The organism is Lutibacter profundi (assembly GCF_001543325.1).
Lineage (GTDB): Bacteria > Bacteroidota > Bacteroidia > Flavobacteriales > Flavobacteriaceae > Lutibacter > Lutibacter profundi.
Genome location: NZ_CP013355.1, coordinates 885,231 through 911,740, shown reverse-complemented (window position 1 = coordinate 911,740; position 26,510 = coordinate 885,231). Strand labels below are relative to the sequence as shown.

The following is a 26,510-nucleotide window of genomic DNA, read 5'->3' as shown; positions in this document are numbered from 1 at the left end:
AGTTTATTTTCTTTTTAATAAGGGAAATTTCATTCTATAATCAGGGTTTACTTTTCCCTTTGAAATATTTTCTAATTTCTTTTTAATTAATCGTTTTTTTAAAGATGAAATTTTATCGGTAAATAAAATTCCTTCAATATGGTCATATTCGTGTTGTACTACTCTTGCAGCTAGCCCATCAAGAGTTTCAGTATGTTTTTTAAAATTTTCGTCTACGTATTCAATGGTAATTTTTTCTTCTCTAAAAACTTCCTCTCTAATTTCTGGGATGCTAAGGCAACCTTCACTAAAAGCCCATTCATCACCTTCTTCTTTTACAATTTTAGCATTGATAAATATTTTTTTAAAATTAGCTAAAAATTCACGTTCACCATCTTCTAACTCTTCATCATTTGCAAATGGGGAAGTGTCTATTATAAAAAGCCGAATAGCTTTGCCAATTTGAGGAGCAGCCAAGCCAACACCTTGAGCATTTACCATTGTTTCTTTCATGTTTTCAATAAGCTCAGCAAGGTTAGGGTAATCTTTATCAATCTCAATTCCTACTTTTCTCAAAATAGGATCGCCATATGCAATAATTGGTAATATCATATTATTTTTTTGGATTGCAAAAGTACAAAGATTAGTTTATTAAAAAAATTATGAAAATTAATTCTTTAGCCAGTTTGTAATATCAAAGTATAAAAAGGTGAGTTTGTATAGTTTTACACCATTTGGAACATGCTTTCCAGTTTTTTTATCTACTTCATTTATTTTAATATGATTTTTATCTTTTAATGAAGCGTAATCTTTTATACCAAACGATACTTTATTTTTATAGGGCAATTTATGAAATTCATTTAAAATATTTTCATCAGTATTATACATATCGCATAGTTTAAAAAAGTAATTGTTTTTGTCTGTGACTTCTAACATTCTATTTTTTCTTCTATTCCATTTTTCAATAGCTTCCTCTTCTGTTTTGTAGTGTAAAAAATGAATTTCAGCATCACCAATTAAACCTATTGGGTAGTTTTGTTCTTCTTTTAAATATTTCGATATTTTAGTGAATTTTAATTTTTTAGACATATAATGGTCAAATTTGGAAACAACCTTTATAAAACAAGGACTATACAGAAATAGCCCAACAAAAGGAGAATTATAAGGTTTTTTATACCATTGATAAACTTCACCGCCCCAGCAATTATTTGCAATTATTACAAATTCTTTATTTTTTAAAGATTTTATATCTTTTTTGTTTAAAAAATTTTTGAAGATTCTTCTAAATTTCCGCCTTATAAATACAGATGTAATCCTTAACATTTATTATTTATAATTTAAATAAGATTGTAAAATTATAGTTGCACTTATTTCGTCAATCAATGCTTTGTTTTGACGCTGTTTTTTAGTTAAACCACTATCAATCATCGTTTGAAAAGCCATTTTTGAAGTAAAACGTTCATCTATTCTTTTTATAGGAATTTTAGGAAAAGTTGTTTTTAATTTTTGAACAAAAGGCGCTATAAACTGTTCGCTCTCACTGGGCTTATTATTCATTTGTTTAGGTTCGCCCACAACAAATAATTCAACCTTTTCATTTTTTAAATACTCAGTTAAAAAAGAAAAAATATTTTTAGTTTGAATAGTTGTAAGTCCAGATGCAATAATTTGTAATTCATCAGTTACTGCTATTCCAGTTCTTTTTTCTCCGAAATCAATTGCTAAAATTCTACCCAAAATACTAACATAAATTTTAAAAGTGTTCAAATTTACAAAAATTGAAATATAAAACTATTTTAATTTTATATTTGCCATATAAAGAAGTTAAAATATGAAGTTGTTAAGAGAACAAATTGAAAACGCTTGGGAAAATAGAGAATTATTAAAAAATACTTCAACTAAACAAGCTATAAGAAGTGTTATTAGTTTATTAGATAGTGGAAAGTTACGAGTTGCAGAACCTACAAATAATGGTTGGCAGGTTAACGAATGGATTAAAAAAGCGGTGGTTCTATATTTTCCAATACAAAAGATGGAAACTCAGGAAGTAGGTATTTTTGAGTACCATGATAAAATTCCACTCAAAACAGGCTATAAAGAAAAAGGAATTAGAGTTGTACCACCTGCAGTTGCACGCTATGGAGCCTATATTTCTAAAGGAACTATTTTAATGCCAAGTTATATAAATATTGGGGCGTATGTTGATGAAGGAACGATGGTTGATACATGGGCAACCGTTGGTAGTTGTGCTCAAATAGGTAAAAATGTACATTTAAGTGGTGGTGTTGGTATTGGTGGTGTTTTAGAACCTTTGCAAGCTGCACCAGTAATAATAGAAGATGATGTATTTATAGGGTCACGTTGTATTGTGGTAGAAGGTGTACGTGTTGAAAAAGAGGCTGTTTTGGGAGCAGGAGTAGTTTTAACAATGAGTACTAAAATTATTGATGTTACTGGAGACAAACCAATTGAGCTAAAAGGAAGAGTGCCTGCACGTTCAGTGGTAATTCCGGGGAGTTATAAAAAACAATTTACGGCAGGAGAATTTAATGTGCCTTGTGCTATGATTATAGGAAAACGAAAGGAAAGTACCAATAAAAAAACCTCGTTAAATGATGCCCTTCGTGAAAATGATGTTGCTGTGTAAATAGAATTAAATTTTAATGTCTTATTTTTGCTTGAATTTATAAAACATTATAGAGGTCAGTAGATAATTACATGTAAATTTGAAATGGTAAAACACGGAATATAAAAAGTGTAATGCAAAATAATTTGTCTGTTCGAGCGCAGTCGAGAACTATATCACACATAAATAGGTCTCGACTGCGCTCGACCTGACACAAACAAATAGAATTATTAAATTAATTGTATGAAACTATCTACTGACCTCTAAAACATTAAAATAAAACATTTGAAAATAGTTATTCTTGCTGCAGGTATTGGGTCTAGATTAGGAAATCCTTTTCCTAAGCCATTAACACTTTTAAAAGATGGTGAAAGTATTATGGCAAAACAACTTAAAAATATTACCAAGTATTTTGATATTAATGATGTAACCACGGTTGTAGGTTTTAAAAAAGATTTAATTATGGAACGTTTTCCTGAAGTGAATTACGTATATAATCCCTTTTTTGATAGAACAAATACCTCAAAAAGTTTATTACAAGCGTTAAAAAAACACAGAGGAAAAGCTATTTTATGGTTTAATGGAGATGTTGTTTTTGATGAAAAATTACTATCAGTTTTACAAGACGATATTAAAAAAAATAATTCATTTATAGCTGTAAACACCATGAGGGTAGCAGAAGAGGAAGTTAAATACACGCTAAAAAATAATGTTGTAAATAAACTATCTAAAGAAGTTAAAAATGGCTTGGGTGAAGCTGTGGGGATTAATTTTATATCTTCAAATGATTTGGACGTTTTTATTTCTCAATTGGAAAAATGTGATGATACCGATTATTTTGAAAAAGGATTGGAAATGGCAATTGAAGAAAATAATTTAAAAATTAAAGCAATTGATATTTCCAAATACAATTGTATTGAAGTAGATTTTAAAGAAGATCTTAAAAATGCTAATAAGTTAGTTTAGTTTTATGAAAACGGTTCTTTTTTGTCAAAATCCGTATGCTTTTGGAATTTTAAAGCCTATTATGGAAGTTCTAAAAGAAAAAAACTTTTCATATTTGTGGTTTGTTAGAAAAACCATTCAAAAACAATTCCCTTTTCAAAATGAGCCTTTTACATCAGATATGAAAGAGGTGAAAGAATTTAAAAGTGATGTTATTTTTGTGCCAGGAAATGAAGTGCCCTATTATTTAAGAGGGTTAAAAGTCCAAATATTTCATGGCTTGGCAGGTGAAAAAAAAGGACATTTTAGAATTAGACATTATTTTGATTTGTATTTAACGCAAGGCCCTTATTTTACAAAGAAATTTTTAGAGCTTAAGCAAAAGTTTAAAAATTTTGAAGTACTTGAAACAGGTTGGCCAAAATTAGATATTTATGGTGAAGAACTTCATAAATATAATGTAATTAAGAAAGAGTTGTTATTAAAATTTAAGGCAAAAATAATAGTTTTATATGCACCAACATTCTCCCCATCATTAACTTCGGCATCATTTTTAATTGAAGAATTTAAGGAATTATCAAAAAACAGGAAATATTTAATTTTAATAAAGTTTCATGATTTAATGGCTGTTGAATTAATTGAGGAATATAAACAACTAGCAAAATCAACAGCTAATATAATTTTTGAAGAAGAACGCAATATTATTAAGTTTTTACTAATGGCTGATATTATGGTGAGTGATACTTCATCTGTAGTTTATGAGTTTTTGCTGTTAAATAAACCTGTTATTACATTTAAAAGTAATTCTAAAAATATTCTTTGGGATAATTCTAATGAATATAAAAACCTTTCAAGTAAAATTGAATCAAATCTTAAAGCCGATAATTTTAAAGAAAAACGATTAAAAATTGCACAGCAATATCATCCTTATAATGATGGTAAATCTGCGTTAAGAATGGTTGAAGCTAGTTTAAAATACATTACCAAAAATGGTGTTCCAGAAAAGAGAAAACTATCATTTTTAAGAAAATTAAAAATTCATAAAATATTTGGAAAATATTAATGAAAAATACAGAGATAAATAAGGCCTTAGAAATTTTAAAAAATAAAAAAATACTTTTGTATCCAACAGATACTGTATGGGGAATTGGTTGTGATGCTACTTCAAAAGAAGCTGTTAAAAATATTTTTAAAATTAAAAAACGCTCAGAAAGTAAAAGTTTAATTATTTTAGTGAATAATATTGAAATGCTTAAAAGGTATATTTCATCTATTTCTAAAGAAATAATTAATTTGTTATCTAAAACTAACAAACCAACTACCATTATTTATAAAAATCCGGTTGGTTTAGCTAAAAATGTAGTAGCAAGTGATAACACTGTTGCTATTAGAATAGTAAAACAAGAATTTTGTAATCAATTAATAGCAAAGTTTGGAAAACCTATTGTTTCAACTTCGGCAAATATAAGTGGTACATTGACTCCTAAAAGTTTTAATGAAATTGATACTTCAATTTTGGATAGCGTTGACTATATTGTAAATTTGCATCGCGAGGAAATAAATGTGAAGTCTTCAACTATTTTAAAAGTAGCTGAAAATGGAGAATTGATAGTGCTTCGTGAATAATAAATTTTAAAAGCTAAAATAGGAGTTTATTAAAAATATGATGTTCCGTTAACCTGAACTTGTTTAGGTTCAAATTATACTATACAATTAGTTTGATGAGATTCTGAAACAAGATTAGAATGGCGTTTATTTTTTTTAATGACACCTATTGTTTATAGAATAACATGATAGAAAAAAACAGTTATAAAGATGCTCTAAAGCATCCTATATTTAAATATATTTCAAAAGCTTCAGATAAATTAAAAATCGAAACTTATGTAATAGGTGGGTTTGTACGTGATTATTTCTTAAAGAGAGGAATTCCTAAAGATATAGACATTGTTGCAGTTGGAAGTGGGATTGATTTGGCTGAAGAGGTTGCAAAATTATTACCGAATAAGCCGAAAGTCCAAGTTTTTAAAACTTATGGAACCGCAATGTTGCGTTTTGAGGATGTAGAAATTGAATTTGTGGGAGCACGAAAAGAATCATATACTAAAGATAGCAGAAATCCTAAAGTTGAAACAGGCACATTAGAAGATGACCAAAACAGAAGAGATTTTACAATTAATACACTGGCATTAAGTTTGAATAAGACTGATTTTGGGAAATTATTAGACCCTTTTAATGGGTTGAATGATTTAGAAGCAAAGATTATTAAAACACCTTTAAACCCTGATATTACCTATTCTGATGACCCTTTACGAATGATGCGTGCAATACGGTTTGCATCTCAATTAAATTTCATTATTGAAGAAGAATCACTTAAAGCTATTACTAGAAATGCTAAACGAATTGATATTATAACACGTGAACGCATTATAGATGAATTCAATAAAATAATGTTATCTAAAGTTCCATCAGTAGGGCTCTTATTATTACATAAAACTAAATTATTAGAACGGTTTTTACCTGAATTAACAAATTTACAAGGTGTTGATGAAGTTGAAGGGCAAAAACACAAAGATAATTTTTATCACACCCTAGAAGTAGTAGATAATATTTCTAAAAACACTAACGATTTGTGGTTGCGTTGGGCTGCTTTATTACATGATATAGGGAAAGCACCTACCAAAAAATTTCACAAAACAATTGGATGGACTTTTCACGGACACGAATTTGTTGGGGCAAAAATGGTATACAAATTATTTAAACGTTTAAAAATGCCCTTGAATGAAAAAATGAAATTTGTTCAAAAAATGGTATTTTTAAGTTCTAGACCTATTGTGTTGGCTACGGAAGTTACAGATTCAGCAGTTAGAAGACTGGTTTTTGATACAGGTGATGATATTGAAAGTTTAATGACCTTGTGTGAGGCAGATATTACCACTAAAAACCCTTCACGATTTAAAAAATATCACCGTAATTTTAAAATCGTTCGTCAAAAAATTAAAGAAGTTGAAGAACGAGATCATATTCGTAATTTCCAACCACCAATTTCAGGCGAATTAATTATGAACACTTTTAATTTAAAGCCTTGTAGAGAAATAGGGCAGATTAAAGATGCCATTAAAGAAGCTATTTTAGAAGGCGAAATAGCAAATAATTATGAGGAAGCTTATGCTTTTATGCTTAAAAAAGCTAATAAATTAGGGCTGAAAAAGATTAACAATTAATAATTTCAGAATTCGTCATTACGAAGTTTTCAATAGAAAACTGAAGTAATTTCATGACAGGAACTACAAATAAATTGATAACTTCATTCGCAAAAAATGCTTAGTTATAACAGCATTGATAATTGACAATTGTCAATTATTAAAGTGATTGCATGGTAACTAACTTAAAGTATTCACCTTTCTTTGCTAATAATTCGCTGTGTTTACCTTGTTCAACAATTGCACCTTTTTTCATTACTACAATTAAATTTGCTTTTTGAATGGTTGATAAACGGTGAGCAATTACTAACGATGTTCTGTTTTCCATCATTTTTTCGAGTGCTTTTTGTACCAACTGTTCACTTTCAGTATCTAAAGCTGAAGTTGCTTCATCTAAAACCATTATTGGAGGGTTTTTAAGTACTGCTCTGGCAATACTCAATCGTTGTTTTTGTCCACCAGAAAGCGTATTGCCACTATCGCCAATATTAGTTTCATATTGTTCAGGTAAATCTTTAATAAATTCATGTGCATTGGCAATTTTTGCAGCTTCAATTACTTGAGCATCAGTGGCAGATTCAACGCCTAAACTAATGTTATTTTTAACAGTATCATTAAATAAAATAGAATCTTGAGTTACAATACCCATTAACCCTCTTAATGATTTTTGAGAAATATCTTTAATATCAATTCCATCAATTTTAATAGTTCCTTTATTTACATCATAAAATCGAGTAATTAAATTTGCTAAAGTAGATTTTCCACTTCCTGATTGTCCAACCAATGCAACCGTTTGCCCTTTTTTTAGTTCTAATGAAAAGTTATTTAGAACATATTCATCTTTGTATTTAAATGAAATGTTTTCGAACAAAATACTTTTGTCAAATGATTTTTTATTAATAGCGTTTGGTTTATCAACAATGGTATTTTCGGTTTCTAAAATATCTAAAATACGTTCAGCAGAAGCATTTCCTTTTTGTATGTTGTAAAAAGATGTGGTTAAGGCTTTTACAGGATTTAAAATTAAATAAAACAACCCAATATAAGTTAAAAATTGTTCAGGTCGTAACGTGCTGTGATCTCCTAAAACTAATTTTCCGCCATACCATAATATTGAAATGATTGTGGCTGAACCTAAAAATTCACTCATTGGAGAAGCGAGTGTTTTACGTTGTAAAACACTGTTCATTAATAGTCTAAAATTATTGGTGGAATTTTTAAATTTATCTTTTATTTTATCTTCTGCATTAAATCCTTTTATCACTCGTAAACCGGTTAAAGTTTCTTCAATAAACGATAAAAAATTACCCGTTTCTTGTTGTGCTTTTAGTGATTGTGCTTTTAATTTTTTACTAATGGAAGAGATAATAAATCCTGAAATAGGTAATAATATAAATACAAACAAGGTTAGTTTAGTACTGATAACTAACATAATTATTAATGAAATTAAAATGGTTAATGGCTCTCTAACTACAGATTCTAGAGAAGTTAAAAATGAATTTTCAATTTCTTGAACATCAGAAGTCATACGAGCAATAATATCACCTTTCTTTTTTTCTGAAAAATAGGCGATAGGCAATTCAATAATTTTTTGATAAATACTATCTCGCAAATCTTTAACAACACCATTTCGTAAAAACGATAACGAAAATGATGCTAAATATCTAAAAAAGTTTTTAAAGAAAAACAAAAATAGTGTTAGTAGACATACAAAAACCAATGTATTTATAACGCCTTCAGTTTCAATTTTTTGAGAAATAAAATAATAGAAACTGTCTTGAGCATACTTTCCTAAAGAGAAAATTCCTTTATAAACAGGAGCTGCTTCAATTTTATTTTGTTGTTTAAACAAAATATTTAATACAGGAATAAAGGCAACAATGGTTAGTACATTAAAAATAGCGTACAAAATATTGAATAAGATATTAAGCCATGCAAATTTTGTATATGGCTTAGCGTACGCTATAATTTTCTTAAAATAATTCATTAATCTAATTTCATTTCTTTAATAATTCGTTGAATTTTAGCATCCAATTTGGCTTCAATTGCTTTAGAATTTTCAATAGCGTCTAAAGGTAAATTTACGCTAAAATAGAATTTTATTTTTGGTTCTGTTCCGCTTGGTCGTGCAGCAACTTTTGTACCATCTTCAGTATGATAAATTAAGACATTAGATTTTTCAACATTGATAGGCTCAACTTTACCCGTTCGTAAATTGGTTTTACTTGAAGCTTGATAATCATATAAATACGTTACTTTTGAACCGTCAATTTCTTTTAAAGGGTTTTTACGTAATTCAATCATCATTTTACTAATAATTTCAGCGCCGTCCATTCCTTTTTTCACAATAGCAATTAAATGTTCTTTGTAAAAATTATGTTTCACATATAATTTAAGTAATTCTTTGTAAAATGAACTTTTAGTTACTTTTGCATTTGCTGCAATTTCACAAGCTAATAAAGTAGCAGTTACAGCGTCTTTATCACGAACAAAACCACCAACCATATAGCCAAAGCTTTCTTCTCCACCACCTATAAAATCTTGTTTGCCTTCAGCATCACGTATCATTTTGGCAATCCACTTAAATCCTGTTAAACCAACTTTGGTTTCAACGCCATAACTTTCGGCAATTTTATTGACTAAATTAGTTGACACTATGGTTGAACCTACAAATTGTTTTCCATTTAATAGCCCTTGTTTTTGCCAATTTTTAATCAAAAAATCGGTCATTACACTCATTGTTTGATTCCCATTTAAAAGAATCATATTACCTTCTAAATTTCTTACAGCAATTCCTATTCTATCACTATCAGGATCGGTTCCAATTACAATATCAGCATTTATTTTCTCGGCTAAATCTGTAGCCATTTTTAAAGCCGCTGGTTCTTCGGGATTTGGAGAAGTAACAGTTGGAAAATCACCATTTGGTTCTCGTTGTTCTTCAACAATATTAACATCTGTATAGCCTGCTTTTGCAAGGGCAAACGGAATTATTTTAATAGAGGTTCCGTGTAATGAAGTAAAAACAATTTTTAGATTTTCTCTTCCTTTTACATTAAAAGTGCCATTTTTTACAGAAGCAGTTATAAATGCATCATCAATTTCTTTACCAACATATTCAATTAGGTTTTCATTGGTATTGAAATTAATTTCAGAAAAATCTAAACTATTTACTTCGTTGATAATATTAATATCATTTGGAGGAACAATTTGTCCGCCATCATTCCAATAAACTTTATATCCGTTATATTCTGGGGGATTGTGAGAAGCTGTTAATACAATTCCTGCATCACAGCCTAAATGCCTTACGGTGAATGATAATTCAGGTGTTGGCCGCATATCTTCAAATAAATAAACCTGTATATTATTGGCAGACAGCACATTGGCAACTATTTTAGCGAATGATTGACTATTGTGGCGGCAATCATAAGCAATTGCTACTTTTAAGGGTTTATTAGGGAACGATTGTTTTAAGTAATTTGATAAACCTTGGGTAGCTTTACCTAAAGTATATTTGTTAATTCGGTTAGTACCTGCTCCCATAACACCACGCATTCCGCCTGTGCCAAATTCTAAGTTTTTGTAAAAACGTTCGGTTAATTGTTCGGGATTATTAGTGATGAGTTCTTTAATTTCTTGTTGTGTAGTGGCATCAAAAGTGTTGGACAGCCAAAGCTTGGCTTTTTCTAAAATTGTGCTCATAATCTTTAAAATTAATTTTAATGCAAAAATACTATTAAATAGTAGTTTTTTAGAAATTTGTTAGCAATTAATTTTACTTGAAATAGTGTAACGTTTGGTGTCGGTTTTAGTGCGTAAAATAATTTCGCCTAAAAAACCAGCTAAAAAGAATTGAGTTCCAATAATCATAGTTACTAAAGCCAAGTAAAACTGAGGTCGTTGTGTAATTAACCTACCTGTAGGGTTAAAAAATAATTTATCAATCCCCAAATAAAAAGCAAAAGTACATCCTATAATAAACATGATAGTTCCTAATAGCCCAAACAGATGCATAGGTCTTTTTCCAAATTTTGATAAAAACCAAATGGTAATTAAATCTAAGAAACCATTGATAAATCTGTCTATTCCAAATTTTGTAATACCGTATTTTCTAGCTTGATGTGCAACTACTTTCTCATCAATTTTAGTATATCCTGCATTTTTGGCTAAAACAGGAATATACCGATGCATTTCACCATTAACGTCAATATTTTTTACAACTTCATTTTTATAGGCTTTTAATCCACAATTAAAATCGTGTAATTTTAATCCAGATGTTTTACGTGCGGCTGCATTGAATAATTTTGAAGGTAAATTTTTTCGAATTTTGGAATCGTATCGCTTTTTTTTCCATCCTGAAATTAAATCGAAGTTTTCTTTTTTAATGAGGTGGTATAATTCTGGAATTTCATCTGGACTGTCTTGTAAATCAGCATCCATAGTTATTACTACATCGCCTTTAACTTTTTTAAAACCAGCATTTAATGCTTGAGATTTTCCATAGTTTTTTTGAAAACGAATTCCTTTTACGTTACTATCTTTTTCTGATAATTTTTCAATTACCTTCCAAGAATTATCGGTACTACCATCATCAATAAAAAGGATTTCATAAGAATAACGATTGGATTGCATAACCTTTACAATCCAATCGTATAATTCATTTAAAGATTCTTCTTCGTTCAATAGTGGAATAACTACTGATATATCCATTTAATTTTTGATTTTATTAAATACTATCAATTTCTTCATTTGTTTTTTTCATAACCAAGCCTCCTATTAAAGCAATTATAAATCCAAAAAATAAACTACCAATAATTGTCATTGCTGAAGTTACAAAAGGACCTGACATTTTTTTTGTCATAGCCATAGAAGCTTCTAACTGTTCATCGGTAAAATTAGGATAAGCTTCTAACATCTTTTGTTGCTGTACTTCAGCCATTCTTGTAAAATATTCTGGTTCAATATAATTTGTGAAAATTAGAGTATAAATAACACTGATTAATGCTGAGATAAGGGCAATTCCTAGTCCTATTTTTAAGGCTTCGCCTAAGCCTAAGTAACCTCCATTAATTTCTTTCATTTTTTTAATTCCCAAGACTAATATTACTATCATAATAATAAATCCTAGAACTCCTACAGACCAGTGAGGGTCGTAAGTTTTACCAATGGCAAAAATAATAACATTAATTAAAATACTTGTAAGGCCTAATACTAAACCATAGTTTAACATTATTTGTTTTGGTGTAGTTGTTTGGTTTTCCATATTTAAAGTATAGGTTTTAGTTTAACAAATATACTAAATACCGTTTAGTATATAATGCTAATTGTTAATATTAATAAATTGTTTTAAGTAATTTATTAGTAAACAGTGAATTATAAATGTTACATAAAATTATAAAAAAATCATTGCTATAACTAAAAATTGATTGTAAATTTGCAGCTGGCAAGTCCTACACAACTAGCTCCCTTTGAATCCCCCAGGGCGGGAACGCAGCAAGGGTATTAGGTTGTAGCAGTGTGATGTAGGTAGCTTGCCTTTTTTTATGCACTTTATTTGGCTTTTAGCTTTCAACTTTAATTTAACTTTATAACTTTACACCTTAATAATTAATTTATGTCTAAAGTTGTTTTAATTACAGGAGGTTCTTCAGGAATTGGTAAATCTGTTGGGGAATATTTATCTCAAAAAGGATTTATTGTTTATGGAACTAGTAGAAATTCTACTAAAATTAAAAATCATCCTTTTAAGTTGGTTTCTCTTGATGTAAATGATGTAAATACCATAAAAAGTGCTGTTGAAGAAGTGATTAAAAATGAAGGAAAGTTAGATATTTTGATAAATAATGCTGGTATGGGAATTACTGGTTCTATTGAAGAAACACCTACAAGTGAAATGCGTAAGGTGTTTAATACTAATTTTTTTGGTGCAATTGATGTAATGAAAGCGGTATTACCACAAATGCGAAAACAAAAAAGTGGACTGATTATTAATGTAACTTCTATAGCAGGTTATATGGGGTTGCCTTTTAGAGGAATTTATTCTGCTACCAAAGGTGCGCTAGAAATTGTTACGGAAGCCATTCGTATGGAAGTTAAAAATTTTGGCATTGAAGTTACCAATGTAGCTCCAGGCGATTTCGCTACCAATATAGCATCAGGAAGATATCATACACCAGTTTTTGAAAATTCGCCCTATAAAGAAGTTTATCAAAGCAATTTGGATTTAATGGATACTCATGTAAATAGTGGAAACGACCCCATTGAAATGGCAGAAGCTATTTATAAAATCATCAAAACATCAAAACCAAAAGTTCATTATAAAGTAGGGAGTTTTATGCAAAAATTTTCAATTGTATTAAAAAAAATATTACCAGATACAATTTATGAAAAATTATTAATGAATCATTATAAATTGTAACTTTGCACTTTTGTCGCTGAGTGAAGGAGGAGTTAATGTTAAGTTGTGAAATATATTATTTTGACTACGCTCAATAACCATATAAAATAAAATTAATTATTAAATTAAGAATACATGAAATTTTTTATTGATACTGCCAATATAGATCAAATTAGAGAAGCACAGGCTTTAGGTATTTTAGATGGAGTTACTACAAATCCATCATTAATGGCTAAGGAGGGAATTACAGGTGCTACAAATATTATAAACCATTACAAAGCAATTTGTGAAGTGGTTGATGGCGATGTAAGTGCTGAAGTTATTGCAACCGATTTTGAAGGAATGATAAAAGAAGGAGAAGAATTAGCAGCTTTAAATCCACAAATTGTTGTTAAACTACCTATGATTGCGGACGGAATTAAGGCTTGCAAGTATTTTTCTGATAAAGGAATAAAAACAAATGTAACGTTGGTATTTTCTGCCGGACAAGCATTATTAGCAGCAAAAGCAGGGGCAACATATGTTTCGCCTTTTATTGGTAGGTTAGATGATGTTTCAACAGACGGATTGCATTTGATATCTGAAATAAGATTAATTTATGATAATTATGGTTTTGAAACTCAAATTTTAGCAGCATCTGTACGTCATACAATGCATATTATAGATTGTGCTAAATTAGGGTCAGATGTAATGACAGGGCCATTATCTTCTATAAAAGGATTATTAAAACACCCATTAACAGATATAGGATTAGCTAAATTTTTAGAAGATTATAAAAAAGGAAACTAAAACGTTGGTTTAGTTAGCAGTTATTAATAAACTATATCTAAAAAGATATATTACGTTGATAACTGCTTACTTATTTTTAATTTTTTCTTGTAAAATTTTAATTTCATCACGTAATTTTGCTGCAGCCATAAAATCTAAACCTTTAGCTGCAACTTCCATTTGTTTTCTTTTCTCACGTATTCTTTTATCTATTTCAGATTTTGGTAGATAAGATAATTCTTCTTCGGCAGCCATATTTGAAGTTATATCATATCGATAGGATGCTCCCGTATTTTTTGCCAGTGTATTTTCAATACTTTTTATAATTTGGCTAGGAGTAATTTTGTTTATGGTATTATAGGCTATTTGTTTCTCTCTTCTTCGGTTTGTTTCATCAATAGTTAGTTGCATACTTTTGGTAATTTTATCAGCATACATAATTGCTTTTCCTTCAATATGCCTAGCAGCTCTACCAATAGTTTGAGTTAATGAACGATGTGAGCGTAAAAACCCCTCTTTATCAGCATCTAAAATAGCTACCAAAGAAACTTCAGGTAGGTCTAATCCTTCACGCAAAAGGTTTACACCAATAAGTACATCAAATAATCCTTTTCGTAAATCTGCCATAATTTCTACACGCTCTAAAGTATCAACGTCTGAGTGAATATAACGACATCTAATTTGAATTCTACTAAAATATTTGGTTAATTCTTCAGCCATTCTTTTAGTAAGTGTTGTTACCAAAGTACGTTCATCTTTTTCTACTCTAATTTGAATTTCTTCAATTAAATCATCAATTTGATTGATACTTGTACGTACTTCAATCTCCGGGTCTAGTAAACCTGTTGGTCTAATTACCTGCTCAACAAAAACACCTTCCGTTTTTTGTAATTCGTAATCTGCAGGTGTAGCACTAACATAAATAACTTGATTTTGGATTTCTTCAAACTCATCAAATTTTAAAGGCCTGTTATCCATAGCAGCAGGCAATCTAAAACCATAACTTACCAAGTTTTCTTTTCTTGACCTATCGCCACCATACATTGCGTGAACTTGAGGAATTGTAACATGACTTTCATCAATAATCATTAAATAATCATCAGGAAAATAATCTAGTAAACAGAAAGGTCTTGTGCCTGGTTTTCTTTGATCTAAATAGCGAGAATAGTTTTCAATGCCACTGCAATATCCCAATTCTCGAATCATTTCTAAGTCAAATTCGGTACGCTCTTTAAGTCGTTTTGCTTCTAGATGTTTACCAATTTCTTTGAAATAATCATATTGCTTTACTAAGTCTTCTTGTATAGAATGGATGGCGTTTTGTAAAACATCGGGAGAAGTAACAAATAAATTAGCTGGATATATTTTTAGGGTATCAAATTTTTCAATAACCTTATTGTTACTAACATCAAAACTTTCTATTTCTTCAATTTCATCTCCAAAAAAATGAATTCTATAAGCGTGTTCTCCATAAGATGGAAAAACAGTTATAGTATCTCCTTTTACTTTAAAAGTTCCACTACTTATCTCTGTTTCTGTTCTAGAGTATAGGCTTGTTACTAATTGATGTAGAAAAGAAGTACGAGAAATAACTTCATCAACTTCAATAGAAATAATATTTTTTTTAAATTCTACAGGATTCCCAATTCCATAAATACAAGATACAGAAGCTACAATAATAACATCTCTTCTTCCAGAAAGTAGGGCAGAAGAAGCACTAATTCGTAGTTTTTCAATATCCTCATTTATAGATAAATCTTTTTCTATGTAAGTTCCTGTAGTTGGTAAATAGGCTTCAGGTTGATAATAATCGTAATACGAAACAAAATATTCTACAGCATTATTTGGGAAAAACTGTTTAAACTCAGAATACAATTGAGCTGCTAAAGTTTTATTATGTGCTAAAACTAAAGTTGGTTTTTTAACTTTTTCAATTAAATTAGCAACAGTAAATGTTTTTCCTGAACCAGTAACTCCCAATAAAGTTTGATATTTTTCATTAGAATTTATACCTTCAACTAACTGTATAATTGCTTCAGGTTGGTCACCAGTAGGTTTAAATTTAGATTCTAATTTAAATTGCATAGCGCAAAAATAAACTAATTTCTATTGTTTTGGTTTATCTAACTTTATATTTAAGAATTCTTTAATTTTTTTGATTAAAAAATACAATTGTAATTGATGATTATTACAACATGAAAAATTTTACCTTTTTTTTTGAAGTGATAAATTTACACATAATTTTAATCGATATTAAAAATAATTAAAATAGACTATTTGAAGTTATTGTAGCTTAAACAAAAATCTATTATTACTGGAAATTAGAAATATAAAGAAGAAGAAACTCTAGAAATAAAATCATATTTTAGTAATGGCTTACAAAATGCTATTTTGAAGAAATTATAGCTAACGTCTAATTAAGCTAAAATGACCTTTTAGAACTCTTCCATCATCTAATTCTACTTTATACCAGTAATCTGTAGAAGGTAGAGGGTTTCCTTTGTACAAACCATTCCAACCACGTCCTAAGGGATTCAAAATGGCTATTAATTTTCCAAATCTATCAAATATATAAACATTAGAGGTTGGCTGAAACGCTATACCTGTTACATGCCAAGTATCATTATATCCATCACCATTAGGCGTAAAAAAATTGGGAATATTAATTACAGAAATATCTACGGAAGATTCAAGACAATTTTCAACATCTCTAATTTTAATGGTATGTAGACCCGCTAGTACATTTTCAAATAAATTATTAGATTGAAAAGTGTTATTATCAATGGCAAATTCATAGGTACTAGTAGGTAAATTGTCTATTAATACAGTTATTGTATTGTTGTCAGAATTGTCAGCAAGAACAATATTATTTTTATCAAAATTTAATAAAGGTGTTACAGGAATACTATTAACTTGTATACTTCTTGTTTTTATACAATTATTGTTGTTAGTTGCAGTAACAGTGTATAATCCCTCTGAATTTATTGTAATATTTGGAGTGCTCCCTATCATTTTTCCCAGCTCGTTTCTCCATTGATAATCATATTCGTCTGAGGGATTTTCAATACCAATACTATATTCTAAAGAAAGAAAACAAAACTCAATTGTATCTAATAAATCAAATTGAGGAACAGGATTTACATTTAAGGAGATAAGAGGTTCAATTTTGTAGCAATTAATTAAATTGTGGTCTATTCTAGCAAAAATTTGTTGCGAGTTCGTTATTGTATTTCTAAAGCTATTAGGGTTTATAGCATTTAATTTAGCTTGTGCATCTGAAATATTTTTATAATAAGAAACAGAAAGGTTTGTGGTAGGAAGAAGTGCATTGAGAATTTGCTCAGTTGCACTGCTAAAGTCAAAAGTAGCAAAACCATCAGTATCGTTGTCATTAAATAAATCATCACATTCATCGAAAGTAATCATTAAATCACTGGGGATATCAATTGTAATAACTTGTAAATTTACTTCCGCCGTATCAAAACATCCGTTACTATTAACCACTCTTGCCCAAACAGCATCACCAGTGCTACCAGAAAAGGTTGTTACATTTGAAATGGGGTTTGTGTTGTTTATAGCATCGTTTTGGGTTAAAAAGTAAGAGAAACTAGGGAACGGACTTTCAGAAGATATAAGAGAATTGGCTTCATTTAGATTGAAATTAACAATACCATCTAGGTCATCATCACATTGAATAAGAGAGACGGGAGATGTAACAACAGGAATATCATACATATTAACTAAAATACTTTTTGAATTCTGACAATTATTACCGCTGGTATCAGTTGCAGTAACGGTATAGGTATCAGAAGAGGTTACAGATATGGCAGATGTATTTCCAACAACAGTACCAGCACTATTTTCCCAAACGTAGGTATAAACAGCAGCAGGGTTTTGCACACCAATAGTTGGAGCTGTAACATCACTACAAAAATCAGCTGTGGTATCTAGCTGAAATTGAGGAGTAGGATTTACATTTAATGTAACGTGATAACCTAATCCAAAACAGTCGTTTGTTAAATCGTTAACTCTTACTACAATTTGTTGCGAGTTAGGTGTTGTATTTGTATAGTTAGTAGGGTTAATACTATTAAGTTGAGCAAGTGCATCAGCAATATTTTCATAATACGAAACAGTTAAGTTTGTTTCAGGTAATAGGGCTGTTTTAATTTGCTCAGTTGCACTGCTAAAGTCAAAAGTAGTGAGCCCATTCGTATCATTACCATCAGTTGCATCATCACATTCATCAAAAGTAACCATTAAACTAGCAGGGATTTGCGTTGAAGTTACATTTAGTTGTACTTCTGCCGTATCAAAACATCCGTTACTATTAACCACTCTTGCCCAAACAGCATCACCAGTGCTACCAGAGAAAGCAGTTGCATTTGAAATGGGGTTTGTGTTGTTTATAGCATCGTTTTGGGTTAAAAAGTAAGAGAAACTAGGGAATGGACTTTCAGAAGATATTAGCGAGTTGGCTTCATTTAGATTGAAATTAACAATACCATCTAGGTCATCATCACATTGAGTAAGAGAAACGGGAGATGTAACTACCGGAATATCATAAATATTAACAATAATTCTTTTTGAATTCTGACAATTATTACCAGTGGTATCAGTTGCAGTAACGGTATAGGTATCAGAAGAGGTTACAGATATGGCAGATGTATTTCCAACAACAGTACCAGCACTATTTTCCCAAACGTAGGTATAAATAGCAGCAGGATTTTGAACGCCAATAATTGATGTTGTACCATCATTGCAAAAATCAGCTGTGGTATCTAGCTGAAATTGAGGAGTAGGATTTACATTTAATGTAACGTGGTAACCTAATCCAAAACAGTCGTTTGTTAAATCGTTAACTCTCACTACAATTTGTTGCGAGTTAGGTGTTGTATTTGTATAGTTAGTAGGGTCAATACTATTAAGTTGAGCAAGTGCATCAGCAATATTTTCATAATACGAAACAGTTAAGTTTGTTTCAGGTAATAGGGCTGTTTTAATTTGCTCAGTTGCACTGCTAAAGTCAAAATTAGTGAGCCCATTCGTATCATTACCATCATTTGCATTATCACATTCATCAAAAGTAACCATTAAACCAGCAGGGATTTGCGTTGAAGTTACATTTAGTTGTACTTCCGCCGTATCAAAACATCCGTTACTATTAACCACTCTTGCCCAAACAGCATCACCAGTGCTACCAGAAAAGGTTGTTACATTTGAAATGGGGTTTGTGTTGTTTATAGCATCGTTTTGGGTTAAAAAGTAAGAGAAACTAGGGAATGGACTTTCAGAAGATATTAGCGAGTTGGCTTCATTTAGATTAAAATTAACAATACCATCTAGGTCATCATCACATTGAGTAAGAGAAACGGGAGATGTAACTACCGGAATATCATAAATATTAACAATAATTCTTTTTGAATTCTGACAATTATTACCAGTGGTATCAGTTGCAGTAACGGTATAGGTATCAGAAGAGGTTACAGATATGGCAGATGTATTTCCAACAACGGTACCAGCACTATTTTCCCAAACGTAGGTATAAACAGCAGCAGGATTTTGAACGCCAATAATTGATGTTGTACCATCATTGCAAAAATCAGCTGAGGTATCTAGCTCAAATTGGGGAATAAGATTTACATTTAATGTAACGTGGTAACCCAATCCAAAACAACCATTAGTTAAATCATCAACTCTTACTACAATTTGTTGCGAGTTAGGTGTTGTGTTTGTATAGTTTGTAGGGTCAATACTATTAAGTTGAGCAAGCGCATCAGCAATATTTTCATAATACGAAACAGAGAGATTTGTGGTAGGAAGAAGCGCATTAAGAATTTGAACTGTTGCACTACTAAAGTCAAAAGTAGTGAGTCCATTCGTATCATTACCATCAGTTGCATCATCACATTCATCAAAAGTAACCATTAAACTGGCAGGGATTTGCGTTGAAGTTACATTTAGTTGTACTTCAGCTGTATCAAAACATCCAACATTATTAACCACTCTTGCCCAAACAGCATCACCAGTGCTACCAGAGAAAGTAGTTACATTTGAAATAGGATTTGTATTGTTTATGGCATCAATTTCAGTAAGGAAATAGGAAATAGTAGGCGTTGGTGAATCTGTTGTAATTAATGTATTTGCTTCTAATAAATTAAAGTTAACAATACCATCTAAGTCATCATCACATTGAATAAGAGAAACGGGAGATGTAATAGTTGGTACATTGTAGACTGTAACTTCTAAATTAAGTGTAATTGGAACACCAGTTATTACAACATCGGCTGTAACTGAAAAAACTCCTGATGATGAAAATACATGAGTAGGGTTTATTAATGTAGAAGTGTTGTTAATACCTGTTGAAGGATCCCCAAAATTCCAAGTAATACTTGAAGGAGGTGTAGTTGAATTAAAGCTAAATAGTGTACTATCACCAAAACAAACATTATTTGCTGTAATGGAAGGTAATAAAAAGTAAGAAGACATAAAAGGAGGTAATCCTTCAAATACTTTATGAGTAGGAAATGCACCTGCTACTGTTATATCAATGGCATTAGAAGTATAATTACAAGCCAACCCAACCAATTCAGGATCATTTATAACACCTAAATATTGAGAGCCACTCGCTTGGTTTTGAGCGGTTGTTACCTTTGAAAGTGCTCGGTATATTTTACCGTCAATTGCTAATTGTAAGGCTCCTCGTGTGTACTCATTTTGGTCTTCAATTAATGTTCTTGCATTGGCATTTGACAAATCAAATTGATATAATCTTCCAGGAGGGCCTACACCCGATCCAGGTAATCTGCAGGTAGTAGCATATAATTTTGTTCCAAATTTTGAAAATTCAGCACCATACGGAATATCAGCAGGATCATCAAAGTTGAGTTGTATTTCATTATTTACAATCCCAGTTGAAGCATCAAAGTTGTAAAGCATTAAAGTTCCATTATTTCCAAAATTTGCACTTGCAATTTTAGAACCATCAATTGATGTTTTTAGATATCCTCGCGAGGCATTTGTTGAACTAATACCAGTTGAACTAATCACAGGAGTAGTATTTACACCAGTTCCACTAACAAGCCAAGCATAAAAAGAATCTTTCACAAAAGAAATAACCCAGAAATCATTATTATTTGCGTGTCGCACAGCTGTTATTTTTTCATAAGCATATTGTTTAACTAAATTATTTTTTGAAATAACAGCACCTAAACCTGCATTAGAGGTAATATCAATAGTTGAATAATTGATTCCTAACTGTCCGCCTATTGGTAATGGGTTATCATCAACTGTAAAAATATAATATTGATTAGCGTTGTTGGGTTTAGGAATGATAATTGCAGATTGAGAACTAGAAGAATTGCCATCCAATCCTGTTCCATTTGCCATTATTGTATGGTTTTTATTCCAAACAGAAACACCATCTGTATAAAAAAGTAAATTACCTGAAGAATCACTAATAGAGGCACAGCCTTCATAAGTATCTAATTGTCCATTTGTAAGAACAACAGGAACTCCACTATTAAAATCTAGTCCAGCTTGATTTCCAAAATACCATATAGCAGCTTCATTTTGTGAAGCTAAAATAATTGGAAATAGTGTTAACAATAAGACAATTATTTTTTTCATGGCAAAAATTCTTTCCAATAGTTATAAATATAATATAAATCTCTTAGTATTAATAATTTATAACAGGAAAAAATGAAAAAATATTGTATTTTTATCTTCTAATAAGGCTAAAATGACCTTTCCTGCTTCTTATATTTCCATTATTGTCAATTAACTCAACAGAGAACCAATAGTCTGTAGCAGGTAGTTGTCTCCCATTAAATATACCATCCCAGCCATTGCTTTTAGGGTCAATTTGAGTAATTAACTTTCCAAATCTGTCAAAAACATAAATATTAGAGTTGGCATAGAAATTTTCATTTACACCTAACACAAGCCAAGTATCATTATATCCATCATTATTTGGAGTGAAAAATTTAGGAAATCCAATAACTGAGACATCAATTTGAGCAATACCACAACTATTTTTATCACGAACAAAAACAGTATAAATACCAGGCATTAGGTTTTCAAAATAAGGTTCATCTTGAAATGCTCCCATAAACTCATTTGTTTTTTGAATTGCAAATTCATAATCTCCAATTCCTAAATTTGTGGTTGAGATTGTTATAGAATTATTATCTGAATCATCAACAATTGTAATATCATCTAAGGTAATAGTTGCAATTATTGAAGCTTCAATGGTTATGGTTTGAGGAAAAGATTGACACCCTTCAGTTGAAGTTGCAATAACGGTATATTTCCCTGCTTTAGAAATAACAGCATCAAAGTTTGTACTTATAATGATGCCACTTTCATTTTTCCATTCATAAGTGTAATTATCTAAGGCATTGAATGTTTCTACAGTAATAGGAGGTAGATTTAAACAATAAATTGCTGTAGGGTATAATTCAAATTGAGGTTTTTCATTTACAATAAAATTTAGAGTTGTTTCAGCTGTACAAGTACCATTTAACTCATTCTCAACTTTTATTGTAATTGTTTTTGTTTCAGTAATAAAAGGGTTTGGTAGTGGACTTGGAAGTAAATTCCCGTTTTGATCAAAATAAGAAACAAGCATTCCTGTTTGCCCGTTTAAAACAGTAGTTTGAATAGTGGAAGTGTCAAAAGAGATAATACCATCTATGTTATCGTCACATTCAACAAAATCTGGGACTGTGTATGCCACGGGTTTTTTATCAACAATAAATTCTAATGTAGTTTCGTCAAAACAAGCACCATCAGGGTCAATAGAATTGTTATCGGTAACTCTAATTGTAATGGTTTGACTTTTAGTTAAAAAAGGGTTAGGTAGTGGAGTTGGTAAAGCGTTTCCGTTTTGGTCAAAATAAGAAACAGTCATTCCTGTTTGTCCGTTTAAAACGGTTGTTTGAATATTTGTTGTATCAAAAGGAAAAAACCCATCAAAATCATCATCACACTGTCTGTATATAGTTACGCTATTAGCAATAGGTACAGGTTCAACATTTAAGGTAATACGAGGCCAAATTCCAAGACAATCATTATCTAGTTCACTATCAATTCTTATGTGTATAATTTGAGGACTAGAATATCCTATATTTCTATAATTTGAGGGGTCAACAATTGGGTTTAATTCAGATAAAGCATCAGCTTCATTTCTATAATAAGTGATAATTAATTGCTGATTGGCAGGAAAAAGGGCTTTTACGTCATTGGTAATGCCACTAAAGTTAAAGGATGTTACTCCGTCTCTTTCGTTATTAAGTACATCTATAAAATCATCACATTCATAAAACGCTCTTTGTTTAAAAGAAGGAGGAATACCAGTTGTTGAAACGGTTAAATTTATTTCAGCAACACGGTGGCACCCATTATTGTTTTCTATTCGAGTCCAAACCGTATCTGTTGTCACATTTTGGTTGATATATGCAGTTGGATTGGTTATTAATTTAGTATTATCATTTGTGTCTGCAGCTAAAGATGTTGTGAAATAGGTGAAATTTTCATTGGTTGAATTTGTAGAAATTTTTTCATTTACCTCTGTTAAATTAAAAGTACTAAATCCGTCGGTGTCATCATCACATTGCTTTAAATTAGCTGATGATGTTACAGTTGGCAATTCAAATACTTCAATATCAAAATTAGTAACAGCACTACAATTAGGATTTAAAGTATTTACTATTTTTACATAAATAGGTTGTGTTCTTATCGTATTTTGAAAAGTTGCAGGATTTGGAATGGGATTATTTAAAGTAGCATCTAGAAAATAAGTAATCGTAAAATCTGTAGCTAATTGTCCGTTTAAAATTTCAGGCTCTTTTAAGGTTAAATCAAAAATTTCAATACCGTCAATATCTGTCCCAACTAAATTAGAATCACATTGACCTAAAACAGGTATTGTTAAAGAGGGCTTGGGTGTTTCAAATACTTGAATGGTAAGGCTTTTGGTATTATAACAATTAGGGTTTTGAACATTATAAATTTTGGCAATAATAGTATCTGTACTATAAGCTGAAGAATTTATGTATGGATTTGTAATTTCATTAGAATTTGTATCAGCATCAATCAAGTTTCTAAAATAAGAGACATTAAATTCTGTTGAACTTTGACCATTCCGTACTTCAGCATCTCTTAAAGCAGCCAAATCAAATGCATAAAAACCATCATTATCATCATCACATTGATCAATTGATGAAGGTTGGTATGCAACAGGAACGTCATAAACTTCTATGGAAAATTCACCTTCTAAGATAATAATGTTTCCACAACTATCAGTTTGTGAAACTTCCAAAGAATATAAACCACTTGCAGAGGTGTTAATATTTGTAAAAGTTAAATTTTTTGAATTCGAAAAAGGAGTAGTATCACTATTAAAAAACCATTTGTAGGTTGAAGTACCTGTTAAAGGTTCAGGAATTATATCAAAGCTATCTCCAACGCATACATGTGTTGTTTGGTCATTTAAAACCGTTGTTGTACCCTGATCATCTACACTTGTAATCTCTATTTGTGAAAAAATTGAAGCAATAAAAGGAGGTAATCCTTGTGTTGAATTTTTAATACCTAAAGAGATTTCTTTGTGCTTATAATTACATAAAATTCCATCCTTTTCTGGGTTTTCAATAACGCCAAGATAAGGTATTCCAATATTATATGTTTCAGAAAGGGCTCTATAAATTTTTTGATCAGGACCTAATTGTAGTGCTCCTCTATATAAATTTCTAGAATCTATAATTTCTCTAGAGTCAATAATATCTTCAATTATATTTGAGCTTAGATTAAATTGGTATAAAGTTGATAAGTGGTTACTAGGATTATTCCACTCAGAGAATATGTTGCTATAATAGTCGTTTGAAGCATTTACGTATAACTTTTCGCTATTTGCAGAAAACTCAACACCGTAGGGTTTATTTTCAGGAAAAACAAGAGGCAAACTTTTTTCATTGGTTACTATTCCAGTTGTATTGTCAAAATCATAAAGTAGGAGTTTCATATCAGCCATATGCGCAATAGCTACTTTTTTGCCATTTGGAGCTATTTTTAAGTAGCCTCTTCTGTCATCAGCAGTGTGTGAAGTTGTTGAAGTTACAGCATTTGAGTTAACTCCAGTGCTAGAAACTTTGTAAGCATAAAATTGATTTTCAGCATAAGAGAGCACCCAAAAAGTATTGCAATCACCTCCTTTAATGGCAGCAACTTTTTCTGTCCATAAATTTGATTTAAGTCCAGAAAGATCAATAGGCCCAGCTACAATATCACCTAATCCACCATCAGCATTCATATCAATAGTATAATAATTAAATCCAAATTCACCTCCAGATACTGCAGATCCAACAGTAAAAAGATAGTATTCATTTGTGCTTCCGGGGCGTGGAATAATCATAGCAGATTGTGTGCTAGAAGGATGTCCTTTTAACCCAAAACCATTAGGCATTACAGTGTGGTTTTTATTCCATATTGTAGTTCCATCAGAATAAAACAATAAGTTGCCATTTGAATCTGAGAAAGATGAGCACCCTTCAAAAGTATTTAATTGGCCGTCATTAAGTGCAACAGGAGAACCACTATTAAAATCTAATCCAGCATTTTCACCAAAGTACCAGAAATTAGCTTCCCCTTGGGAAAAACTTTGTAATACACATAAAAAAGAAAGGATTGTTAGTAATTTTTTCATACAGGATTTCACTTGCTAGTAATTCTCCAAATGTATGAATATCTATTAAAAATTAATAATTATTTACAAATCTCTTTTTTTGAGTAATACATAAGAAAGATAAATAAAGATAATGGTCCAAATAATTACAATTAGAATGTCTAAAGGTTGCACAGAAAAGTCTTTTGATAAGTTTTCGCCTACTTGTTTAGCAACAGTTTTAACAGCGCTTAAACGTGTAAAAGGCTCTTTAATTAAATTACTCATTGCTTCTAAAGGGAAAAACTGCATAATTCTTTCAACATTATCTTCTGTTTTCCAATAGACCATCCCTTTTACAAAACTTTCAAACATAGCCCAAATTAGCAAGGCTCCAACGGCAAAAGCAGAACGTTTAACAAGGACTCCTAAAAATAGTCCAAAAGAAAAGAAAGCTACTAATTTCACAAAAAAAGCAAGTAAATACTCTAAATTGGTTGTAACTATTGAAAATTCTGTAAAATCAGAATAGATATATCCGAGTATTAATGAAACAATAAATACAAAAATGGTTGAGATTAAGGCTAGTAATATAACGGTATAAAACTTTGAGAGGACAAACTCTTTTTTGCTTAACCCGTCAATTAAATTTTGCTTTAGTGTTTTGTTACTGTATTCGTTGGCCATCATTGAAACAATAACAAGTAGTAAAAAGAATTTAAAAAAGGAGGCCATAAATGTATTAAAGTGCCAAATGTATGGGAAGTTGAAAATTCCTTGTTCAGCTAAATGAAATTTTATAGGGCCAATATCAAATTTAACAGCAGCAATTAAAGCTATTGAAGTTAATAGAATAAAGTAAATTAGTATTAATATTCTACTGGCTCTATTGTATTTTAATTTGTGAATTTCTATATTTAAAAGTCGTAGCAT

The 26,510-nt window shown here is 30.4% G+C and carries 18 protein-coding genes and 1 other RNA gene; 8 read left to right on the top strand and 11 right to left on the bottom strand.

The features are described 5' to 3' along the window. Positions 1-3 precede the first annotated feature (3 nt). Genes def through ruvX form a run of 3 tightly spaced genes read right to left on the bottom strand, consistent with a single transcriptional unit; the run spans position 4 to position 1,716 of the window. A complete protein-coding gene (gene def / locus Lupro_RS04005) occupies positions 4-591 on the bottom strand; it encodes a peptide deformylase (protein WP_068206499.1) in 588 nt (195 codons plus the stop codon). A 57-nt stretch (positions 592-648) separates the two neighbouring features. Further along, positions 649-1,302, bottom strand: coding sequence for a DUF1919 domain-containing protein (locus tag Lupro_RS04000; RefSeq protein WP_068206497.1), 654 nt, complete (start codon positions 1,300-1,302; stop codon positions 649-651). 3 nt (positions 1,303-1,305) lie between these two features. Continuing rightward, a complete protein-coding gene (ruvX, locus tag Lupro_RS03995) occupies positions 1,306-1,716 on the bottom strand; it encodes a Holliday junction resolvase RuvX (protein ID WP_068211419.1) in 411 nt (136 codons plus the stop codon). A gap of 94 nt (positions 1,717-1,810) precedes the next feature. On the opposite strand from ruvX, the gene Lupro_RS03990 reads away from it, so the two are divergent. The 5 genes from Lupro_RS03990 (at position 1,811) to Lupro_RS03970 (ending at position 6,771) form a co-directional block, all read left to right on the top strand. Then, complete coding sequence (locus Lupro_RS03990; RefSeq protein WP_068206495.1) at positions 1,811-2,626, top strand: 2,3,4,5-tetrahydropyridine-2,6-dicarboxylate N-succinyltransferase; 816 nt, start codon at positions 1,811-1,813, stop codon at positions 2,624-2,626. Between the two features lie 264 nt (positions 2,627-2,890). Then, complete coding sequence (locus Lupro_RS03985; protein ID WP_068206493.1) at positions 2,891-3,571, top strand: phosphocholine cytidylyltransferase family protein; 681 nt, start codon at positions 2,891-2,893, stop codon at positions 3,569-3,571. A gap of 4 nt (positions 3,572-3,575) precedes the next feature. After that, positions 3,576-4,613 (top strand): CDP-glycerol glycerophosphotransferase family protein, encoded by a 1,038-nt coding sequence (locus Lupro_RS03980; RefSeq protein WP_068206491.1) that lies wholly within the window; start codon positions 3,576-3,578, stop codon positions 4,611-4,613. Then, positions 4,613-5,176 carry an L-threonylcarbamoyladenylate synthase gene (locus Lupro_RS03975; protein ID WP_068206489.1) on the top strand — a complete coding sequence of 188 codons (564 nt, stop codon included), beginning with the start codon at positions 4,613-4,615 and terminating at the stop codon, positions 5,174-5,176. The genes Lupro_RS03980 and Lupro_RS03975 overlap by 1 nt, the downstream gene beginning before the upstream one ends. 164 nt (positions 5,177-5,340) lie before the next feature. After that, positions 5,341-6,771 (top strand): CCA tRNA nucleotidyltransferase, encoded by a 1,431-nt coding sequence (locus Lupro_RS03970; protein ID WP_068206486.1) that lies wholly within the window; start codon positions 5,341-5,343, stop codon positions 6,769-6,771. Between the two features lie 139 nt (positions 6,772-6,910). Here the strand turns inward: Lupro_RS03970 and Lupro_RS03965 are convergent, their stop codons facing one another. Genes Lupro_RS03965 through Lupro_RS03950 form a run of 4 tightly spaced genes read right to left on the bottom strand, consistent with a single transcriptional unit; the run spans position 6,911 to position 12,013 of the window. Further along, positions 6,911-8,737 (bottom strand): ABC transporter ATP-binding protein, encoded by a 1,827-nt coding sequence (locus tag Lupro_RS03965; protein WP_068206484.1) that lies wholly within the window; start codon positions 8,735-8,737, stop codon positions 6,911-6,913. Then, entirely contained in the window at positions 8,737-10,452 is a 1,716-nt protein-coding gene (locus Lupro_RS03960) for a phospho-sugar mutase (protein ID WP_068206482.1), read from the bottom strand. The genes Lupro_RS03965 and Lupro_RS03960 overlap by 1 nt, the downstream gene beginning before the upstream one ends. A gap of 60 nt (positions 10,453-10,512) precedes the next feature. Then, positions 10,513-11,460: a glycosyltransferase family 2 protein gene (locus tag Lupro_RS03955; protein WP_068206481.1), complete on the bottom strand. Its 948-nt coding sequence runs from the start codon at positions 11,458-11,460 to the stop codon at positions 10,513-10,515. A 16-nt stretch (positions 11,461-11,476) separates the two neighbouring features. Next, complete coding sequence (locus tag Lupro_RS03950) at positions 11,477-12,013, bottom strand: DUF4199 domain-containing protein (RefSeq protein ID WP_068206478.1); 537 nt, start codon at positions 12,011-12,013, stop codon at positions 11,477-11,479. Between the two features lie 178 nt (positions 12,014-12,191). Between Lupro_RS03950 and ffs the strand changes: the two genes are divergently transcribed. The 3 genes from ffs to fsa all read left to right on the top strand — a co-directional run bounded on the left by ffs (position 12,192) and on the right by fsa (position 13,936). Next, positions 12,192-12,290, top strand: an RNA gene (gene ffs / locus Lupro_RS03945) — signal recognition particle sRNA small type. A gap of 74 nt (positions 12,291-12,364) precedes the next feature. Further along, a complete protein-coding gene (locus Lupro_RS03940; protein WP_068206476.1) occupies positions 12,365-13,168 on the top strand; it encodes an SDR family oxidoreductase in 804 nt (267 codons plus the stop codon). Positions 13,169-13,282: 114 nt separating this feature from the next. Continuing rightward, on the top strand, positions 13,283-13,936 hold the full coding sequence (fsa, locus tag Lupro_RS03935; RefSeq protein WP_068206473.1) for a fructose-6-phosphate aldolase: 654 nt from the start codon (positions 13,283-13,285) through the stop codon (positions 13,934-13,936). A gap of 66 nt (positions 13,937-14,002) precedes the next feature. On the opposite strand, the gene uvrB is transcribed toward fsa, so the two are convergent. The 4 genes from uvrB to Lupro_RS03915 form a co-directional block, all read right to left on the bottom strand. Next, positions 14,003-16,000: an excinuclease ABC subunit UvrB gene (gene uvrB, locus Lupro_RS03930; protein WP_068206471.1), complete on the bottom strand. Its 1,998-nt coding sequence runs from the start codon at positions 15,998-16,000 to the stop codon at positions 14,003-14,005. A 321-nt stretch (positions 16,001-16,321) separates the two neighbouring features. Further along, on the bottom strand, positions 16,322-21,544 hold the full coding sequence (locus tag Lupro_RS03925; RefSeq protein WP_068206469.1) for a T9SS type B sorting domain-containing protein: 5,223 nt from the start codon (positions 21,542-21,544) through the stop codon (positions 16,322-16,324). Between the two features lie 91 nt (positions 21,545-21,635). Beyond that, complete coding sequence (locus tag Lupro_RS03920) at positions 21,636-25,619, bottom strand: T9SS type B sorting domain-containing protein (protein WP_068206467.1); 3,984 nt, start codon at positions 25,617-25,619, stop codon at positions 21,636-21,638. Positions 25,620-25,682: 63 nt separating this feature from the next. Further along, entirely contained in the window at positions 25,683-26,510 is an 828-nt protein-coding gene (locus Lupro_RS03915) for an ABC transporter permease (RefSeq protein WP_068206465.1), read from the bottom strand.

Bases quoted from the DNA above. Each gene is read 5' to 3' on its own strand.
- uvrB (WP_068206471.1), bottom strand. From the start codon at position 16,000: ATGCAATTTAAATTAGAATCTAAATTTAAACCTACTGGTGACCAACCT.
- Lupro_RS03960 (WP_068206482.1), bottom strand. From the start codon at position 10,452: ATGAGCACAATTTTAGAAAAAGCCAAGCTTTGGCTGTCCAACACTTTT.
- Lupro_RS03980 (WP_068206491.1), top strand. From the start codon at position 3,576: ATGAAAACGGTTCTTTTTTGTCAAAATCCGTATGCTTTTGGAATTTTA.
- Lupro_RS03965 (WP_068206484.1), bottom strand. From the start codon at position 8,737: ATGAATTATTTTAAGAAAATTATAGCGTACGCTAAGCCATATACAAAA.
- Lupro_RS03920 (WP_068206467.1), bottom strand. From the start codon at position 25,619: ATGAAAAAATTACTAACAATCCTTTCTTTTTTATGTGTATTACAAAGT.
- Lupro_RS04000 (WP_068206497.1), bottom strand. From the start codon at position 1,302: ATGTTAAGGATTACATCTGTATTTATAAGGCGGAAATTTAGAAGAATC.
- Lupro_RS03975 (WP_068206489.1), top strand. From the start codon at position 4,613: ATGAAAAATACAGAGATAAATAAGGCCTTAGAAATTTTAAAAAATAAA.
- Lupro_RS03990 (WP_068206495.1), top strand. From the start codon at position 1,811: ATGAAGTTGTTAAGAGAACAAATTGAAAACGCTTGGGAAAATAGAGAA.
- fsa (WP_068206473.1), top strand. From the start codon at position 13,283: ATGAAATTTTTTATTGATACTGCCAATATAGATCAAATTAGAGAAGCA.
- def (WP_068206499.1), bottom strand. From the start codon at position 591: ATGATATTACCAATTATTGCATATGGCGATCCTATTTTGAGAAAAGTA.
- Lupro_RS03940 (WP_068206476.1), top strand. From the start codon at position 12,365: ATGTCTAAAGTTGTTTTAATTACAGGAGGTTCTTCAGGAATTGGTAAA.
- Lupro_RS03950 (WP_068206478.1), bottom strand. From the start codon at position 12,013: ATGGAAAACCAAACAACTACACCAAAACAAATAATGTTAAACTATGGT.
- Lupro_RS03925 (WP_068206469.1), bottom strand. From the start codon at position 21,544: ATGAAAAAAATAATTGTCTTATTGTTAACACTATTTCCAATTATTTTA.
- Lupro_RS03970 (WP_068206486.1), top strand. From the start codon at position 5,341: ATGATAGAAAAAAACAGTTATAAAGATGCTCTAAAGCATCCTATATTT.
- Lupro_RS03955 (WP_068206481.1), bottom strand. From the start codon at position 11,460: ATGGATATATCAGTAGTTATTCCACTATTGAACGAAGAAGAATCTTTA.
- Lupro_RS03915 (WP_068206465.1), bottom strand. From the start codon at position 26,510: ATGCTACGACTTTTAAATATAGAAATTCACAAATTAAAATACAATAGA.